18 protein-coding genes, 1 tRNA gene and 1 pseudogene are annotated in these 16657 nt (G+C 68.1%); 13 read left to right on the forward strand and 7 right to left on the reverse strand.

Annotated elements, in window-relative coordinates; genetic code table 11:
* Positions 1 to 322: 322 nt before the first annotated feature.
* Positions 323 to 2008 (forward strand): annotated as a pseudogene (locus H3309_RS06135) (putative bifunctional diguanylate cyclase/phosphodiesterase); the annotation flags it as partial.
* Between the two features lie 106 nt (positions 2009 to 2114).
* Here H3309_RS06135 and nudC read toward each other — a convergent pair.
* Together nudC and H3309_RS06140 are read right to left on the reverse strand one after the other, a co-directional pair.
* Positions 2115 to 3026: an NAD(+) diphosphatase gene (nudC, locus tag H3309_RS17205; RefSeq protein WP_243453860.1), complete on the reverse strand. Its 912-nt coding sequence runs from the start codon at positions 3024 to 3026 to the stop codon at positions 2115 to 2117.
* On the reverse strand, positions 3023 to 4063 hold the full coding sequence (locus H3309_RS06140) for an A/G-specific adenine glycosylase (protein ID WP_243453861.1): 1041 nt from the start codon (positions 4061 to 4063) through the stop codon (positions 3023 to 3025). Before H3309_RS06140 ends, nudC begins: the two co-directional genes overlap by 4 nt.
* A gap of 26 nt (positions 4064 to 4089) precedes the next feature.
* Here H3309_RS06140 and H3309_RS06145 point away from each other — a divergent pair, with 26 nt between their 5' ends.
* From H3309_RS06145 to H3309_RS06165, 5 genes are all read left to right on the forward strand, one after another.
* On the forward strand, positions 4090 to 4590 hold the full coding sequence (locus tag H3309_RS06145) for a DUF721 domain-containing protein (protein WP_243453862.1): 501 nt from the start codon (positions 4090 to 4092) through the stop codon (positions 4588 to 4590).
* A 99-nt stretch (positions 4591 to 4689) separates the two neighbouring features.
* Positions 4690 to 5010: a DUF1476 domain-containing protein gene (locus tag H3309_RS06150; protein WP_182297865.1), complete on the forward strand. Its 321-nt coding sequence runs from the start codon at positions 4690 to 4692 to the stop codon at positions 5008 to 5010.
* Positions 5010 to 5258 (forward strand): BolA family protein, encoded by a 249-nt coding sequence (locus H3309_RS06155; protein ID WP_182297866.1) that lies wholly within the window; start codon positions 5010 to 5012, stop codon positions 5256 to 5258. Before H3309_RS06150 ends, H3309_RS06155 begins: the two co-directional genes overlap by 1 nt.
* 11 nt (positions 5259 to 5269) lie before the next feature.
* The gene (gene grxD, locus H3309_RS06160; protein ID WP_182297867.1) at positions 5270 to 5590 is read left to right on the forward strand and encodes a Grx4 family monothiol glutaredoxin; all 321 of its coding nucleotides are present in this window, start codon (positions 5270 to 5272) and stop codon (positions 5588 to 5590) included.
* Positions 5583 to 6455 carry a glycerophosphoryl diester phosphodiesterase membrane domain-containing protein gene (locus H3309_RS06165; RefSeq protein WP_182297868.1) on the forward strand — a complete coding sequence of 291 codons (873 nt, stop codon included), beginning with the start codon at positions 5583 to 5585 and terminating at the stop codon, positions 6453 to 6455. The genes grxD and H3309_RS06165 overlap by 8 nt, the downstream gene beginning before the upstream one ends.
* Before the next feature lie 93 nt (positions 6456 to 6548).
* Here the strand turns inward: H3309_RS06165 and hemF are convergent, their stop codons facing one another.
* Positions 6549 to 7442 (reverse strand): oxygen-dependent coproporphyrinogen oxidase, encoded by an 894-nt coding sequence (gene hemF / locus H3309_RS06170; protein ID WP_182297869.1) that lies wholly within the window; start codon positions 7440 to 7442, stop codon positions 6549 to 6551.
* Positions 7435 to 7884 carry a tRNA (cytidine(34)-2'-O)-methyltransferase gene (locus H3309_RS06175; protein WP_182297870.1) on the reverse strand — a complete coding sequence of 150 codons (450 nt, stop codon included), beginning with the start codon at positions 7882 to 7884 and terminating at the stop codon, positions 7435 to 7437. Before H3309_RS06175 ends, hemF begins: the two co-directional genes overlap by 8 nt.
* Before the next feature lie 57 nt (positions 7885 to 7941).
* On the opposite strand from H3309_RS06175, the gene H3309_RS06180 reads away from it, so the two are divergent.
* From H3309_RS06180 to H3309_RS06190, 3 genes are all read left to right on the forward strand, one after another.
* Positions 7942 to 8844, forward strand: a complete 903-nt coding sequence (locus H3309_RS06180) for a haloalkane dehalogenase (RefSeq protein ID WP_182297871.1) — start codon at positions 7942 to 7944, stop codon at positions 8842 to 8844.
* A gap of 59 nt (positions 8845 to 8903) precedes the next feature.
* Positions 8904 to 9275 carry a VOC family protein gene (locus H3309_RS06185; protein ID WP_182297872.1) on the forward strand — a complete coding sequence of 124 codons (372 nt, stop codon included), beginning with the start codon at positions 8904 to 8906 and terminating at the stop codon, positions 9273 to 9275.
* Between the two features lie 42 nt (positions 9276 to 9317).
* Positions 9318 to 9394 (forward strand) — tRNA-Asp (locus H3309_RS06190).
* Here the strand turns inward: H3309_RS06190 and H3309_RS06195 are convergent.
* Positions 9373 to 10791 (reverse strand): UdgX family uracil-DNA binding protein, encoded by a 1419-nt coding sequence (locus tag H3309_RS06195; RefSeq protein WP_182297873.1) that lies wholly within the window; start codon positions 10789 to 10791, stop codon positions 9373 to 9375. The two genes, H3309_RS06190 and H3309_RS06195, sit on opposite strands and share 22 nt — an antisense overlap.
* 62 nt (positions 10792 to 10853) lie before the next feature.
* Between H3309_RS06195 and H3309_RS06200 the strand changes: the two genes are divergently transcribed.
* Together H3309_RS06200 and H3309_RS06205 are read left to right on the forward strand one after the other, a co-directional pair.
* On the forward strand, positions 10854 to 11537 hold the full coding sequence (locus tag H3309_RS06200) for a lysozyme family protein (protein ID WP_182297874.1): 684 nt from the start codon (positions 10854 to 10856) through the stop codon (positions 11535 to 11537).
* Positions 11534 to 12040, forward strand: coding sequence for a hypothetical protein (locus H3309_RS06205; protein WP_182297875.1), 507 nt, complete (start codon positions 11534 to 11536; stop codon positions 12038 to 12040). The genes H3309_RS06200 and H3309_RS06205 overlap by 4 nt, the downstream gene beginning before the upstream one ends.
* Before the next feature lie 93 nt (positions 12041 to 12133).
* Here H3309_RS06205 and H3309_RS06210 read toward each other — a convergent pair whose 3' ends face one another.
* Together H3309_RS06210 and H3309_RS06215 are read right to left on the reverse strand one after the other, a co-directional pair.
* The gene (locus tag H3309_RS06210; RefSeq protein ID WP_182297876.1) at positions 12134 to 13363 is read right to left on the reverse strand and encodes a putative DNA modification/repair radical SAM protein; all 1230 of its coding nucleotides are present in this window, start codon (positions 13361 to 13363) and stop codon (positions 12134 to 12136) included.
* A 23-nt stretch (positions 13364 to 13386) separates the two neighbouring features.
* Complete coding sequence (locus H3309_RS06215; RefSeq protein ID WP_182297877.1) at positions 13387 to 13887, reverse strand: DUF2306 domain-containing protein; 501 nt, start codon at positions 13885 to 13887, stop codon at positions 13387 to 13389.
* Positions 13888 to 13944: 57 nt separating this feature from the next.
* Between H3309_RS06215 and H3309_RS06220 the strand changes: the two genes are divergently transcribed.
* Positions 13945 to 15681 carry a DUF885 domain-containing protein gene (locus H3309_RS06220; RefSeq protein ID WP_182297878.1) on the forward strand — a complete coding sequence of 579 codons (1737 nt, stop codon included), beginning with the start codon at positions 13945 to 13947 and terminating at the stop codon, positions 15679 to 15681.
* Between the two features lie 208 nt (positions 15682 to 15889).
* Positions 15890 to 16555 carry a TrmH family RNA methyltransferase gene (locus H3309_RS06225; RefSeq protein WP_182297879.1) on the forward strand — a complete coding sequence of 222 codons (666 nt, stop codon included), beginning with the start codon at positions 15890 to 15892 and terminating at the stop codon, positions 16553 to 16555.
* The last annotated feature ends 102 nt before the right edge of the window (positions 16556 to 16657 follow it).

Raw genomic sequence — 16657 nt, forward strand, 5'->3', positions numbered from 1 at the left:
GCCGCTCGGCGATCCGCGGTTCGTGACGGGGTGGACCATATCGGTCGGACTGCTGGCGCTTTGGTGGCTACGCGGCCTTTGGAAAATGCAGCAATCCGGCCTGCCAACCGATGTCCCACGCCGGGAGCTCGCCAAAATCTCCATCGAACTGTTGTTGATGGGGGTGCTCTGGGGCAGCCTTGCACTGCACTTCATGCCGTTCGTCGAAGGCGCGCACAAGGCCATGCTCATCGCACTCATGTTCTGCGCACTGGGCGTCTGCGCCTTCACCACCGCCATCATGCCACTCGGCGCGCTGGCGCTGGGGCTACCGATCTTCGGCATGACCTTCATTGCGCTGGTAGGCCGCAACGACAATGTCCAGTTCGGCCTGGAAATCATCCTCGCCAGCTTTGCCGCGGTCATCACACGTGGTGTCCTTCTCACCAGCTTTGCCTTTATCGCCAGGCTGAAGACAGCCAATGACCTGGCCGAGCGTGAAGAGGTGATCCGCCTCCTGCTTAACGAGTATGAGACCAACGGCAGCGACTGGCTGTTCGAACTGGATCGCAACGGCGCGCTTACATTCGTCTCCACGCGTCTTGCGCAGGCCGCTGGTCAGGATGAAGCAGCGCTGCTCGGCCGTACGCTCCCCGATCTCCTCGCCGAACAAGGGGCCGCGAAGGCTCTCGCTGCTCACTTGGCCGCGGGCCAATCTTTCCGCGATGTACAGGTCCCCGTGCGAATCGGCGACGAAACCCATTGGTGGTCGCTCTCTGCTACCCCCAAGCGCGATCGCAACGGTGGCTATCGCGGTGTCGGCCGAGACGTCACACAACAATATCGCAGCGCGGAACGCATCAACCAACTGGCTACGTTCGATCCGCTGACCGGCCTCGTCAACCGCCGCCTGGTCCATGCCCGGCTCGGTGATTCGCTCGCTCGCGCCGCCCATGTCGCCTTGCTTTTCGTCGATCTCGATCGTTTCAAGGCCGTCAACGACAGCCTGGGCCATGGCGCCGGCGACGCACTGCTGGTGGAGGTCGCGACGAGGCTGCGCGTCGCGGCGGGGCCGAAGGCGACCGTCGGCCGTCTCGGTGGCGATGAGTTCGCCGTCGTTCTGACCGGCATCGATGCGCTGCCGGCCGTGCGCATCGCCGAAACCATCATCGCCAGCCTTTCGCAGCCCTACCAACTGGGCGATGTTACCCCCGCCATTATCGGTGCCAGCGTCGGGCTTGCAGTCGGCCCGCATGATGGCGCCACGGTCGAGGACCTGCTCCGCGCCGCCGACCTCGCCCTCTACGAAGCGAAGGCCCATGGCCGCGGCCAGGTCCGCAGCTATGATCGCGCCATGCACCAAGCCGCCGAGGAGCGCCGATCGCTCGAACTTGACCTACGCCAGGCGCTCGACCGTGGCGAACTGTGGCTGGCTTTTCAACCGATCGTGGACGCGCATGACGAGCATCTCACAGGCTTCGAAGCGCTATTGCGCTGGACCCACCCCCAGCGTGGCAACATCCCCCCTGGCGTGTTCGTGCCGCTGGCTGAGGAAACCGGCCTCATCGACCGCATCGGCCAATGGGTGCTGCATGAGGCCTGTGTCACAGCCGCGGGTTGGGCCACGCCGCTGACGCTCTCCGTCAACCTGTCACCCCGCCAGTTTGACAATCCGCAGCTGCCGACGATCGTCCGCAATGCGCTCGATGTCTCCGGCCTGACGCCGTCGCGGCTCGAACTGGAGGTGACCGAAGGCCTTTTCCTCGCGGACCGCGCCCCCACGCTCGCCATGCTGGCGGAGCTTCAGGCGCTTGGCGTCGGCTTCGCGCTCGACGATTTCGGCACCGGCTACTCCTCGCTCGGCTACCTCCAGACGCTCGCCTTCAACCGCATCAAGATCGACCGCAGCTTCGTCGCCGGCTGCGCACATGACCGTGGCGAGAGCGTCGCCATCGTCCAGGCCATCGTCGCGCTCGCCAACCGGCTCGGCATGGACACCACCGCCGAGGGCACCGAGACCCGCGACGAATATGAGGCGATGCGGGCGCTCGGCTGCGGCCACATGCAGGGCTATCTGTTCGGCCGGCCGATGTCCGCCACGGATGCCGCCGCGCTTGCCGGGGGCACGCTGCCGCTCAGTCGTTCGCGGCCCGCGTGGGCAGCCCTTCCGCCACCCACGCCGCCAGCAGGTGATGGGCAATCGCCATCGGCGGCGGTGCCATCCAGCTTCCCGTTCCCGCCAAGGCAGCGGCAACTTCAGCCCGGCTGACCCAGCGCGCCTCCTCGATCTCCTCGCCGTCGATCGCCAGCTCGAAACCGTCGGCATCGGCGAAGGCGCCGATCATCAGGCTCGACGGAAAAGGCCAGGGCTGGCTGCCGACATAGCGCACGTTGGAGGTGCGGATGCCCGCCTCCTCGTGCAGCTCGCGCATCACCGCCTCCTCCAGCGATTCGCCCGGCTCCACAAACCCCGCCAGCGCCGAGAAAAAGCCCTTGGGGAAGCGCGGCTGCCGGCCCACCAGCGCCAGGTCCTCGCGCAGCGCCAGCATGATGGCGACCGGATCGGTGCGCGGAAAATGCTCGGCGCCGCAGCCGCCGCATTCCCGCGAATAGCCGGCCTTCGCCGGCTTCGTCTCCGCGCCGCAATTGGCGCAAAAGCGGTGCCGCGCATGCCAGTCGAGCAGCGAGCGCGCCTGCGCCACGATCGCCGCCCGCCCGTCCGCCAGCCGCATGGCCACCGCCCGCGCATCCACCAGCTCGGCGTCGAAATCCTCGATGATCTCCTTCGCCGGGCCGGAAACCGCGAAACGCGGCGCGCCGTCCGCGTCCAGCCCCAGGAACACGCCCGGCCCGTCCGGAATCTCGCTGCGCCGCGCCCAGAACAGGTCGAACCCGGCGCGGCTCACGTCGATCACCGGCCGCAGCTCGTCGAGCACCAGCCAGCGCGCCGCCGGGTGCATGCGCGCCACGGCGACCGCCTCGGCATCGCGGCGGATATGGTCGGCGCGGTCGAGCGGCGACCCGGTGAACCCCATCATCACTGTCATGGCTCCAGCCCCAAGCATGGCGCCCGCCGCGCCGCAAGCACCGCGTCCGCCGCCCTCGCAAAAAGCGTCGGCAGGCCAGCGTCGGCCAGCCGCGCCACCGGCCACCATTCGCCCGCCAGTGCCGGCCGCACCGGCAGCGTCGCCGCCAGCACCCGCAGCCGCAGTTCGAAATGGGTGAAGCCATGCGTCACCCGCGCCGCCTCCCGCCACGGGGCAGGGCAGGGCGGCTCCCCCGGTTCGCCGCGCCAGCCGTCGGAGGGCAGCGCCGGCATGCCCCCCAGCAGGCCCTTCGCCGGGCGCCGCACCAGCAGCACCGCCCCGTCCACCTCCAGCCACCAGGCGAGGCCGTCGCGCACCGGCCGTTCGCGCTTCGCCGCCTTCACCGGAAAATCCGTCTCCCGTCCCAATGCATGCGCCACGCACCCCTGCGCCAGCGGGCAGAGATCGCAGCGTGGGGCACGCGGCGTGCAGACGGTCGCGCCCAGGTCCATCATCGCCTGCGCGAAATCCCCCGGCCGATCCGCCGGCGTCTGCGGGTCGAGCGCCGCGCGCAACCGCGTCCTCGCCGCCGGCAGGGGCGCATCCACCGCGGCCAGCCGCGCCACCACCCGCTCCACATTGCCGTCCAGCACCAGCGCCCGTTCCCCGAACGCGATCGCCGCCACCGCCGCCGCGGTATAGTCGCCCACGCCCGGCAGCGCCCGCAACCCCGCCGCCTCGCGCGGAAACCCGCCCGCCGCCACCACCGCCCGCGCCGCCGCCAGCATGTTGCGGGCGCGCGCATAATAACCCAGCCCCGCCCATTCCCGCATCACATCGGCATCGTCGGCCGCCGCCAGCGCCTCCACCGTCGGCCAGCGCGCCAGGAAGGCGGCAAAGCGCGGCGCCACCGTCGCCACCGTCGTCTGCTGCAACATCACCTCGCTCAGCCAGACGCGATAGGGTTCGGGCGGCGGCGTCCCCGGCGGACTGCGCCAGGGCAGCACGCGCGCATGGACGTCGTACCAGGCGAGCAATGTGGCGGCATGGACAGTCACGCGCCCGCCATGGCATGACGCCGGCGATGGCAAAACCCCCGAAACCCGCCGAGCCCCGCGCCAACCGCGCCCGCGCCGTGGGCGAGATGGTGGGCGCCGTCGGCGGCGTCGCGTTCCGGCGCTTCGGTTTCGCCCAGGCGCAGCTGATCGGCCGCTGGCGGGAGGTGGTCGGCCCGGTCTATGCCCGCTGGACCCTGCCGGAGGGGCTGCGCTTCCCGACCGGCCAGAAGAGCGGCGGGACGCTGACCATCCGTGTCGATGGCCCCTTTGCGCCGCAGTTGCAGCATGTCGCCCCCGCGATCATCGAACGCTGCAACCGCATCTTCGGCTATGCCGCGGTGGCACGGTTGCGCCTGGTGCAGGGCAGCGTCGCGCAGCCCGAAATCCCCCCGGCGCCCGTGGCGCAGACGCCCCCCGTCGCCATGCCCGGCGGCCTGCGGCCGATCCGCAACGAGGGGCTGCGCGCCTCGCTGGAAGCGCTCGCCGCCGAAGTCGCCACCAAGTCCGGGCCGCCGGTGATCAAATAGCGGCGCTGTCCCGCGCTTTGCCCCGGCAACGCCGACAGGCGCGGTTGAAAGCCCCGCCCGCCCGGCCTATGTCCGGACCACAGAATCGAAGGGGCCGTGATGACCGACCTGCATGACCGTGAGACGGCATTCGAAAACAAGTTCGCGCATGATGCCGAGGTGGAGTTCCGCGTCACCGCGCGCCGCAACCGGCTGCTGGGTCAGTGGGCCGCCGGCCTGCTCGGCCTGACACCGGCTGAAACCGACAGCTACGCCAAGTCCGTCGTGCAGGCCGATTTCGAGGAAGCCGGCGACGAGGATGTCATCCGCAAGCTGCTGGGCGACCTGGTGCGCGGTGGCCACAACATCTCCGACCTGGAGGTGCGCAACATGCTCGCCGTCAAGACCGCCGAAGCCCGCGCCCAGATCGAGGCCGCCTGATGCCGATGGCGGGCGCAGACATCGCCGCGATGATCCGCGCCGGCGTGCCCGACGCCGAGGTGACGATGACCGACCTTGCCGGCGACAATGATCACTGGGCCGCCCGTGTCGTGTCCCCCGCCTTCGCCGGCCTGCCGCGCGTCAAGCAGCACCAGATGGTCTACAACGCGCTTGGCGGCCGCATGGGCGGCGTGCTCCACGCCCTGCAACTCACCACCGCGGTTCCCGATACCGCTGCCCAGAATTGAAGGAAACGCCCATGAGCGACGTGCAAGCCCGCATCACCGCCCTCCTCAACGAACATCCTGTGGTGCTGTTCATGAAGGGCACCGCGCTGTTCCCGCAGTGCGGCTTCAGCAGCCGCGCCATCGCCATCCTGGAACATGTCGGCGTGGAACCCTTCACCGTCGACGTCCTGCAGGATCCGGAAATCCGCAGCGGCATCAAGGAATATAGCGACTGGCCGACCGTGCCGCAGCTCTACATCAAGGGCGAGTTCGTCGGCGGCAGCGACATCATGATGGAGATGTACGAGGCCGGCGAGCTCCAGGCGCTGGTGGCGGACGCCGGCCTTGCCTGAGGGTCGGCTCAGCCTCTCGGCGCTCTGGCTGGAAACGCTGGAAAGTTTCAACGCCCACCGCACCATCTTCATCACGCTGGCGGCCGCGTTCATCTTCCTGCCGCAGATGGCGCTGGCGCTGCTCATGCCGTCGCTCGGCGACACCGCGTCGGTGCAGAAGATGATGACGGAGGGCGCCCCCCCCTGGCTGTTCCCGATGATCGCGGTCATCCTCCTCATCAACCTGCTGGCCATCGTGCCCATCACCCGTGTCGTCCTCGGCCTCGTCGCGCCGCAGGAGACGGTCGGCGCGATGCTGCTGGACACGCTTTCCCGCCTGCCGCGCATGATCCTCGCCGGGCTCTGGCTGGTCCTGCTCTACCTCGGCGTCACGCTGCTGCTGTCGATCCCCTTCGCCATCATCCTCACCGTCGTCGCGATGGCCGCGCCGAAGGCCGTCACCACCACCGGCGGGCCGGTCACGGTGGTGCTGATCGCCGCCATGCTTGCCGTCCTCCTCTACCTCGGCGCCCGCGTCGCGGTCTGGTTCCCGGTCCTGATCGCGGAAAACCTCGGCGCCCGCGCCACCGTCCGCCGCGCCTGGTCGCTCACGCGCGGTCAGGCCTCGCGCATCCTGCTCATCCTGCTGGCGCTGACATTCGCCGCGATACTGGTGTCGGCGCTGTTCTTCGCGCTCGGTTCGGCGGTCGGCGTCGTGGGGCAGACGGCGGGCGGCGCCAGCATCGGGCTCCTGTTGTTCCAGCTCGTCAACTCGGGCTTCAGCGCGCTGTTCGGCCTCTTCTTCTACATCCTGTTCGCCCTGATGTACCGCCGCCTCGCGCAGCTCGACGGCTCACTCCCGCGCCACAACCCGCAGCTGCGCTAGAGTGCATCGCGGAAAAGTGGAAACCGGTTTTTCGCAAAAGATGCACGACAACAAAAGATTAGACCGCCATTTTGATCCGATCAAAATGGCGGTCTAAGCCCACCTTGCCTCGGGCGGCAGGCTCATCAGGATCGCGTCGATGTTGCCCCCGGTCTTCAGCCCGAACAGCGTCCCCCGGTCGTGCACCAGGTTGAACTCGGCATAGACCCCGCGATAGCGCAACAGCACATCGCGTTCGTCCTCGCTCCACGGCATCCCCATCCGTGCCCGCACAATCGCCGGAAACGCCCGCAGGAACGCCTCCCCCACGTCCCGTGTGAAGGCGAAATTGGAGTCGAAATCGCCCTCCAGATGGTCATAGAAAATGCCGCCCACCCCGCGATGCCGGTTGCGGTGCGGCACCCAGAAATACTCGTCGCACCATTTGCTGAACCGCTCCCAATGCTCCGGGTCATGCGCGTCGCAGGCCACCTTCAGCTCGGCCTTGAACGCCGCGGTGTCGTCGTCGCGGGGAAGGGCGGGGTTCAGGTCCGCGCCGCCCCCGAACCAGCGCCGCGTGGTGTTCAGGAACCGCGTGTTCATGTGCACCGCCGGCACATGCGGGTTCGCCATGTGCGCCACCAGGCTGATGCCGGTCGCGAAAAAGCGCGGATCCTCCTCCGCGCCATTCATGTTCTTCGCGAATTCCGGCGAGAACTCGCCATGCACGGTCGAGATGTTCACGCCCACCTTCTCGAACACCCGCCCCTTCATCACCCCCATCACGCCGCCGCCGCCCGGCGAGCCATCGGGGTTCGCCCGGTCCCACGCCGTCCGCACGAACCGCCCGGGCGCCGCCGGCGCGTTCGGCAGCAGCGGCACGGCATGCGCTTCATCCTCGCCCGCGTCATCCTCGATCGCCTCGAACGCGGCGCAGATGCGGTCCCGCAGGCTCCGGAACCAGGCCTCCGCTGCCGCCTGCTGCTCATCCAGCACAAAATCAGTCATGAAATCCGCCCGTTGCCCGCAAAGCCTCGCCCAGCACCATCGCCGCTGCCACCGCAACATTCACCGAGCGCGCCGGCGGCACAAGCGGAATTCGCACCGACGCAGCGGCCGCTTCATGCACGAACGCCGGTGCCCCCGCCGATTCCCGCCCCAGCAGCAGCACGTCGTCCGCCCGCCAGCTGAAATCCACATGGCGCCCCGCGCCGCGCGTGCTCAGCAGCACCAGCCGGCCCGGCGTCGCCGCCACGAACGCCGCCCAGTCCGCATGCCGCGTCACGTCCGCCAGCCCGGCATAATCCATCGCCGACCGCCGCACCGCGTGCAGGCTGAACGGAAAGCCGCACGGCTCGATCACGTCCAGCGCCACCCCCAGCGCCGCGCACAGCCGGATGATCGTCCCCACATTGCCCGCTTGGTCCGGCTGAAACAGCGCCATCCGCATAATGCGTATTGAAACTCCGTGAAATTCGCGCGAACCTCGCCGCAAGGGAGATTCGTGATGACCGTCCTTCGCACAGCAGATGCCGCTTTCGAAGCCCTCGAAGCCTGGCCCTACACCCCGCACTACACCATGATCGACGGCGGCGCCCTCGGCCCCCTGCGCCTCGCCCACCATGCGGACGGCCCCGCCGGCGGCCAGCCCATTCTCTGCCTGCACGGCGAACCCAGCTGGAGCTACCTCTACCGCAAGATGCTCCCCCGCTTTGCTGCCGCCGGCCACTTCGCGCTGGCGCCCGACCTGATCGGCTTCGGCCGCAGCGACAAGCCCGCCGACCAGGCGGCCTACAGCTACAACGGCCATGTCGGCTGGATGCTGGACTGGCTCGACCGGCAGCAGCTCAGCAACATCACGCTGTTCTGCCAGGATTGGGGCGGCCTCATCGGCCTGCGCCTCGTCGCCGCCCGGCCGCATCTTTTCGCCCGCGTCGCCGTCAGCAACAGCTTCCTGCCGACCGGCGAGGGCAAGCCGAGCGAGGCCTTCCTCGCCTGGCAGGCCTACAGCCAGCGGGTCGAGGATTTCGACTGCGGCTGGATCCTGAACGGCGGTACCGCGCGCGGCATCAGCGATGGCGCAAAGGCCGCCTACCGCGCCCCCTTCCCGACGGACGCGCACAAGGCCGGCGCCCGCCGTTTCCCCCTGCTGGTCCCCACCGCGCCCGACACGCCCGGCGCCGCGGAAAACCGCGAGGCCTGGAAGACCCTCGAGACCTTCGACAAACCTTTCCTCACCCTGTTCGGCGATTCCGATCCCGTCACCGCCGGCGCCGACCGGGTGCTGCAATCCCGCATCCCCGGCGCGAAGGGCCAGCCCCACCGCACCATCGCCCGCGCCGGCCATTTCAGCCAGGAAGACGCCGGCGAGGAACTGGCCGACGCAGTGATCGCCTGGATTGCGGTCTAGGATCAGACCCCGTTGACGCCCGCCGTCGATGCTGCGACGCTTCGGTACAGGAGGCCTCCATGCTCACCAATGCCCAGGCCATGACCTTCGTCCTCACCCGCGACCGCGCGCTGTCGCTGCCCTTCTACCGCGACGTCCTCGGCCTGACGCTGGTGGGGGAGGACCCGTTCGCCGCCACCTTCGATCTGGCCGGCACGATCCTGCGGCTCACCAGCCTGCCCGATCACACGCCGTCGCCGCATACCGTGTTGGGGTGGGAAGTCCCCGACATCCGCGCCGCCGTGGCGCAACTGCGGGCAAAAGGCGTGGAACCGATCATCTACGAGGGCTTCGGCCAGGATGCCGACGGCGTGTGGAGCGACGGCCGGGCGAAAATCATCTGGTTCGCCGATCCGGAGGGCAACAACCTCTCGCTGAAAGAGGCTTCTTGACACCCGCGCCCGCGCCCCATAAACGCGCCGCCTACCCAGTGCGCGGGTGTAGCTCAGTTGGTTAGAGTATCGGCCTGTCACGCCGAGGGTCGCGGGTTCAAGTCCCGTCACTCGCGCCATTTTCCCCCTCCACAAACGCCGCCGCCGCGCGCAGGTCGCTGACCAGCGCCGCCAACGCCGCATCCCGCGCCGCCGCATCCGGCACCCGCAGCACCGCGCTCGGGTGCGCCGTGATCAGCCCCGCGGTCCCGTCCGGCAGCGCGAACACCCGCCCGCGTTCCTTCCCGATCGCCACCGCACGGCCGGTCAGGCTGCGCGCCGCCACCGCGCCCAGCATCACCGTCAGCGTCGGCGCCACCGCCTTGCGTTCCGCATTCAGCCACCAGCGGCACGCCTCGATCTCGCTCACATCCGCCTTGTCGTGGATGCGCCGCGGGCCGCGCTGCTCGAATTTGAAATGCTTGACGGCATTGGTCACATAAAGCCGCGCCCGATCCACCCCGGCCGCCGCCAGCGCCTGGTCCAGCAACTGCCCCGCCGGCCCCACGAACACCCGGCCCGCCACATCCTCCTGGTCGCCCGGCTGTTCCCCCACCAGCATCAGCCGGGCATCCGCCGGCCCCTCGCCGAACACCGTCTGCGTCGCCGGGCCGAACAAGGGGCAGCGCTTGCACCGCGCCGCCTCCGCCCGCAACCCGGTCAGGGCGGCGGCCGCGCCCTCCTCCTGATCGCCTTCCGGCATTGCCCGTTCCAGCATCGCCACCGTCCGCGCCTGCGCGCCGGCGATCATCCCGGGGATCAGCGCCGCCTCCGGCATGTTCTTCCAATATTTCTTCGGCATCTCGCTGGTCATCGCCTTCACCTTCAACCGCGCCGGATTGAAGATGCTGCTGAAATAGGTCTGCCAGATCGCCTCCACCGGGTCTTCCGCCGGCGCATCCCCCCGCGCCGCGCCCGGCAGGAAGGACAGCCCGGCCCCGTCCCAGTGCGCGCTGGCGTCGGGTGTCAGGATGGTCCAGCGCTGGTTGGCGAAGCGCCGAACGAAGAACCCGGCATTGAACCGCAGGATGTGATGCTCCGGCTCGAACCAGGCGATGAAATGCCCGCCCGCGTCATCCGCCACCTCGCGGAACCGCACGAACGCCCGCATCTTGTGCACGTCCCGCCCCACTCTTTTGGCCATCGCCTCCAGCCGGTCCACCAGCGGATCGGCCCGGTCCTGCAACAGCTTCGGCGCCGCCTGCAACCGCACCAGCGCCTGGTGCAGCAGCCGGAACCGCTCGCCGTCGCGGTGGCAGACCACGCGCTGCGCCAGCTCGATGAACCCGCGCGGCACCCGCAACGCCGCCGCTGGCGCCGCGTCCCGCTCCGGCTCGGTTCCGAACAGGTCGGGCGTCGTCACCCCCGCCACCTGCCAGTCGACATCGCCGGGCGGAACGCTCTCGCCCGTCAACCGCCGCGCCGCGGCGCGCCAGCCGTCGAAATCGGCCGGATGGTTCAGCAGGACCGTGGGCATCGGCGCGCCACACTGGATTTGCCGGCAACAGGCGCTACCATGCGCCGCGAAGGGAAACGTCCATGGCCTCGATCCCGCCCGCCGTCCTCGCCGCCCGCAACGCCGTCCGCCAGCGCGCCCGCGACATGATCCGCAGCCACGAGGATTTCATCAACTACATGTACCTCGATTCCGTCAGCAAGGTGACGGTTGGCGTCGGCACCATGCTGCCCAGCGCGGCCGAGGCCGCGACGGTCAACATGGCGGACAAGACCGGCAAGCCCGCCACCGATGCCCAGGTGCGCGCCGAATGGAAACGCGTGCAGGACATCTCGCCCGCCGGCACCCCGCGCAACTTCAAGGCCAGCAGCTACCGCGACGCCGCCACGCTGTTCATCTCCGAAACCGAAGGCAACCGCCTGCTCGACCTGAAACTCGATGGCTTCATGACCATGATCCTCGGCTGGTTTCCGAAATTCCATGATTTTCCCGCCGACGGGCAGGTCGCGATCATCGACATGACCTACAACCTCGGCAACCTGAAAAAGAAATTCCCGTCGCTGGTGAAAGCCGTGCAGAAATCCCCGCCGGACTGGGCGGAAGCCGCGAAACAGTCGAACCGCCCGCAGCTCAGCGCCGAACGCAACAAGGAAACCCGCAACCTGTTCCTCGCCGCCGATAAGGCCGCCCGCGCCGCCGCCAAAAGCCCCACCGGCCAGTCGCTGCGGCCCCCTCCCGCCACCAGCACGCCGCCCCGCCTGCCATGACGGCCGCCAGAACGCACGCGCTGATCGCGCTGGCGCTGCTGCTCGCCGCCTGCAAGCCCGACACGCCGGCCCAACCGGTGTCACCGGCCGAACCGGCCAAAGCCACCACCCCGCCGACCGCCCCCGTCGCCCCCGCCCCCTCACAGGCGCCCGCCGCGATCGATCCGGCGCTGCTCGGCGCATGGCAACCCTATTCCCCCGGCAGCCAGGCGATGGGCGAACTCACCGTCACCCCCACCGGCCTCCGCTTCGCCAACGGCTTCAGCTTCCCCGTCACGCCCACCCCCACGCACCTCCTCCTGGGCACCGCCGGCGGCAAGGCGGCCATCGCCGATTTCTGCGGCAAGGCACCCCCCCGCGCCGCCACCCTGCGCCTCGACCCGCGCACCGATCGCGCCGTCCTGGCGCTCAGCCTGTACGACAGCGCCACCGGTCCCGGCCCCAACCCGGATTTCGACCCCGGCCTGTGCATGCGGGTCACCTTCGTCCGCGCCACGCCCTGACCATGCATTTTGGCGGGCCCAAAATGCATGGTCAGGTTTTTGTCGTCGTGCATCTCTATGCGGAAAACCGGTTCCCCCATTTCCGCGATGCACTTAAAATAACTCCAACTGCGGCCCGGCCGGCCGCACCGCCAGCCCCGCGCCGTCCAGCAAACCCCCCGGCTGCCACCCCTCCGCCACGATCCATGGCCGTACCTTCGATATGCTCGCCACCAGCCGGCCGACATCCTCCAGCCGCAACCGCCGCCAGCGGCGCGCGCTCAGGATGCGCCCCACCACCTTCGGCCCCAACCCCGGCACACGCAGCAGCTCCGCCTTCGCGGCACGATTGACATCCAGCGGGAACCGCCCCCGGTTCGCCAGCGCCCAGGCCAGCTTCGGGTCCATGTCCAGCGGCAGGAAGCCCGCCGGCGCCGCCGCCTGCACCTCCCCCACGGCAAAGCCATAGAAGCGCATCATCCAGTCCGCTTGGTACAGCCGATGCTCGCGCAGCAGCGGCGGCGATTTCAGCGGCAACACGGTGCTGGCATCCGGGATCGGGCTGAACGCCGAATAATAGACGCGCCGCATCCCGTATGCGTCATACAGCCCCTTCGCCCGGCCGATGATCGCCCGGTCGTCTGCCGCGTCCGCCCCCACGATCATCTGCGTCGATTGCCCCGCCGGCGCATAGCCGGGCGCGTGCCGGTATCGCCGCGTTGCGTCACGGGCGTCCAGGATCGCCGTCTTCAGCGTCCCCATCGCCCCCTCGATCCGTCGCGGCGCCTTCTCCGGCGCCAGCGCCGCCAGCCCCGCATCGGTCGGCAGCTCGATGTTGATCGACAATCGGTCGGCCCAGCGCCCCGCCTCTTCCACCAGCGCCGGATCGGCATCGGGAATGGTCTTCAGATGGATGTAGCCGCGAAAATCATGCTCCTCGCGCAATGTCCGCGCCACCCGGATCAGGCTCTCCATCGTATAGTTGGACGAGCGGATGATCCCCGAGGACAGGAACAACCCCTCGATATAGTTGCGCGCATAAAAGCCCAGTGTCAGCCGCACCACCTCCTCCACCGTGAAGCGCGCGCGCCGCACATTCGATGACCGCCGGTTGATGCAATAGGCGCAATCGAACACGCAGACATTGGTCAGCAGGATCTTCAGCAGGCTGATGCAGCGCCCGTCCGGCGCATAGGCATGGCAGATCCCCATCCCCTCGGTGGATCCCATCCCCTTCCCGCCCACGCTATTCCGCTTCGAGGTGCCACTGGACGCGCACGAAGCATCATATTTCGCCGCATCCGCCAGGATCGCCAGCTTTTCCTTCAAGTCCAATCGCGCCATTCGTTCCTTATATGTTCTCTTCTTCACCCCGTCAACCACGTCCCCAGCAGCCGCCCGAAGGGCAGGGTGAAGAACCCCGCCAGCAGCAGCGCGCCGATCACCAGCGCCTGCACCGCGCGCTGATGGCCCGCCGCATCGTGCCGCCGCGCCGCCAGCACCAGCCGCGGCACCTGCACCAGCACCAGCAGGCTCAGCGCATGGATCACCGAAAAATCCCCGCTGAACACCCCGTACCCGCTGCTCCCCACCTTGAAGAACAGGCTCACCCCCGCCGTCACCAGCATCAGCGCCACCCACAGCCAGCCCAGCCGCCGGTGCCCGCGTGTGCCCTTCGCCCGCAGCAGCATCGCCGGCGTCAGCGCCAGCGCCCCCAGCATCGTCAGCAGGTGCACCCACACCAGCGGCGGCAACCGCCCCCATTGCGCCTGGCCCCGCGCCACCGCCAGCAGCACCAGCGCCAGCAGCAGCGCCGAAAAGCCCGCCAGCACCGCGTTCATCCCCCGCCGCTCAACCGCAATTGCCATCGTCGTGCCTCCCGCCCTATCCTCGCCCGACAATGCCCAGCAGGGGAAGGCCCGACCATGAAATTTCTCACCGCAATCGCGCTCGCGCTCGCCACCCCCGCCGCCGCCGACGATTTGAAAACCATCCTCGCCGACCATTGGGCCTGGTATCTCTCGGAAAACCCCGTCATGGCCACCGCGCTCGGGGAACGCAGATATGACAGCGAGCTCGGCGACCTGACGCTCGCCGCCATGGACCGCAGCGCCGCGAAGGCCGCCGCCTTCCGCGCCCGCCTCGCCGCCCTTCCCAAAGCCTCGCTCACCCCGGCCGACGCCGTCACCGCGGACATCCTCACCCGCCTGCTCACCCAGCAGATCGACAGCAACGCCTTCCCCGCCCGCGCCATGCTCTTCACCAACCGCGAAGGCTTCCACACCGGCATCGCCGGCATGGCGCTGAACCTGCCGTTCGACACCGCCGCCGACTACAACAGCTACCTCGCCCGCCTCGCCCTCGTCTCCACCCTCTTCACCCAGGCGACCGAGACCACCCGCGCCGCGATTCAAGCCGGCTATGTCCTCCCCTGCACCGTGCTCGCCGGCTTCGACCAGTCGATCCGCGCCGTCGCCGTCACGCCCGAAAAATCGCGGCTTTACAGCCCCTTCGCCAAACGCCCCGCGACCATTGCGGAGGGTGACTGGACCGCCATGCAGGCCCGCGCCCGCACCCTCATCAGCGGCGGCGTCAACCCCGCCTACACCCGCTTCGCGGACTTCATCGCCCGCGAATACCTGCCCCGCTGCACGAAGACCGTCGGCGTCTCGGCGCTGCCGGACGGCGCCCGCTACTATGCGCTCCGCATCGCCCAGGAAACCACCACCGCCATGACCGCGGACGAGATCCACAAGCTCGGCCTGTCCGAAGTCGCCCGCATCCGCGCCGAGATGGAGGCCGTCGCCAGGAAAGCCGGCTTCCCCACCCGCGAGGCCTTCATCGCCGACCTGCGCACCAACCCCATCCATTATGCGAAAACCCCTGAGGAGCTGATGGCCGCCGCCAGCCGCCAGGCCAAGATCGCCGACGGCTGGATGCCCCGCCTGTTCGGCAAGCTGCCGCGCCTGCCCTACGGCCTGCGTGAAATCCCCGCCGAAACCGCCGCCGGCACCACGACGGCCTATTATGTCCCCGGCTCGCCGCCGTCCGGCATCGCCGGCACCTATTATGTCAACACCTCCAAACTGAACGAGCGGCCGCTCTACGAACTCCCCGCCCTCACCATCCACGAGGCGGTGCCCGGCCACCACCACCAGATCGCGCTGACCCAGGAGCTCGACCTGCCGCCCTTCCGCCAGCACGCCGCCTTCTTCACCGCCTTCGTCGAAGGCTGGGGGCTCTATTCGGAGCGCCTCGGCATCGAGATGGGCATGTACGACACGCCGGCCAAGGACATGGGCCGCCTCAGCTACGAGATGTGGCGCGCCTGCCGCCTGGTGGTGGACACCGGCCTCCACGCCAAGGGCTGGAGCAAGGAACAGGCGGTCAAGTTCATGACCGACAACACCGCGCTCAGCGCCGCCAACATCGACGCCGAAGTCAACCGCTACATCAGCTGGCCGGCGCAGGCGCTGGCCTACAAGGTCGGCGAACTGAAAATCCGCGAACTCCGCACCGAAGCCGAAACCACCCTCGGCCCCCGCTTCAACCTCCGCGCCTTCCACGACGCCCTCCTGGAAAACGGCAGCATCCCGCTCGACGTGCTGGAGGCGCACATGAAGGCGTGGATCGCGTCGCAGAAGGCCGCGCCGGTGGGCTGACTGCTCTGTCGGGGAGAGCCGAACGTCCGGTTTCGGCTGGGAAAGTCTAGGAACCGGACACCCCATGCAGAAGGCTGGAACCTGAGGCTTTCGACACAGAGCTGGTCGTTCGTCAGTGGGCTTGCGGATGACTGCTTAGTCGTGGAACGCGATCCTTGCGCAACTCATAGCGCGATCACGCAAGGGACGTTATCCTACGGCGATGGATATGAACTTTGAAAATCCGGCGGGCGAGCCGAATACCAAGAGCGCGGCGCGCAAGCGAGCCGATGCAATCCGGGATTTTCGCTGCAAGAATTTGATCGTGGTCATTGAGGACCCGGAAAATCCCCGCAACATCGGCACTGTCATTCGCAACGTGAATGCCCTTGGTGCGGAAAAAGTCTATGTGGTCGATTCACGAGGCATACTTCCGGACAGCTGGGACGAGATGCGTGAGGAACGGAAACTATCAAAGTTATCGGTTTCCGCAGTAAAATGGACGTTCGTGAAACGTTTCACTAGCACCGAAGAGTGCCTCGCTCATCTCGAAACTAATCGCTTTGTGTCGATTGTAACCTCACCCCACGTGAGGGGCAGGATCAACACGCTTCTGCACGAAGGCGATTATACCATACATGCCAAACTGGCTGTCTGGTTCGGAAACGAGGCGCGCGGTATCAGCGACCTCGCGGTCGAGCGCAGTGAAAGATGCATTTCCATTCCGATGTTTGGGATGATCGAAAGTCTTAACCTTGGGACAAGTTCGGGCATCGTTCTTTACGAAATTGCCAAGCAGCGACGTCAGTATCAGAGCCAATATCGAATGCGTCATAAACGCGGGAAACGTGACGATCCGCTACCTACGGTCATTCTCCGTGCCGACCCCGCCTAAGAGCCGCCATATTGGCGGAAATTGACATCTGAACCAGCGAACCGACCCAAAGTCGCAGCCGATGTCCAACCCAACTCTTTATGCACAAACCCACATTTGTGC

The organism is Sandaracinobacteroides saxicola (assembly GCF_014117445.1).
Lineage (GTDB): Bacteria > Pseudomonadota > Alphaproteobacteria > Sphingomonadales > Sphingomonadaceae > Sandaracinobacteroides_A > Sandaracinobacteroides_A saxicola.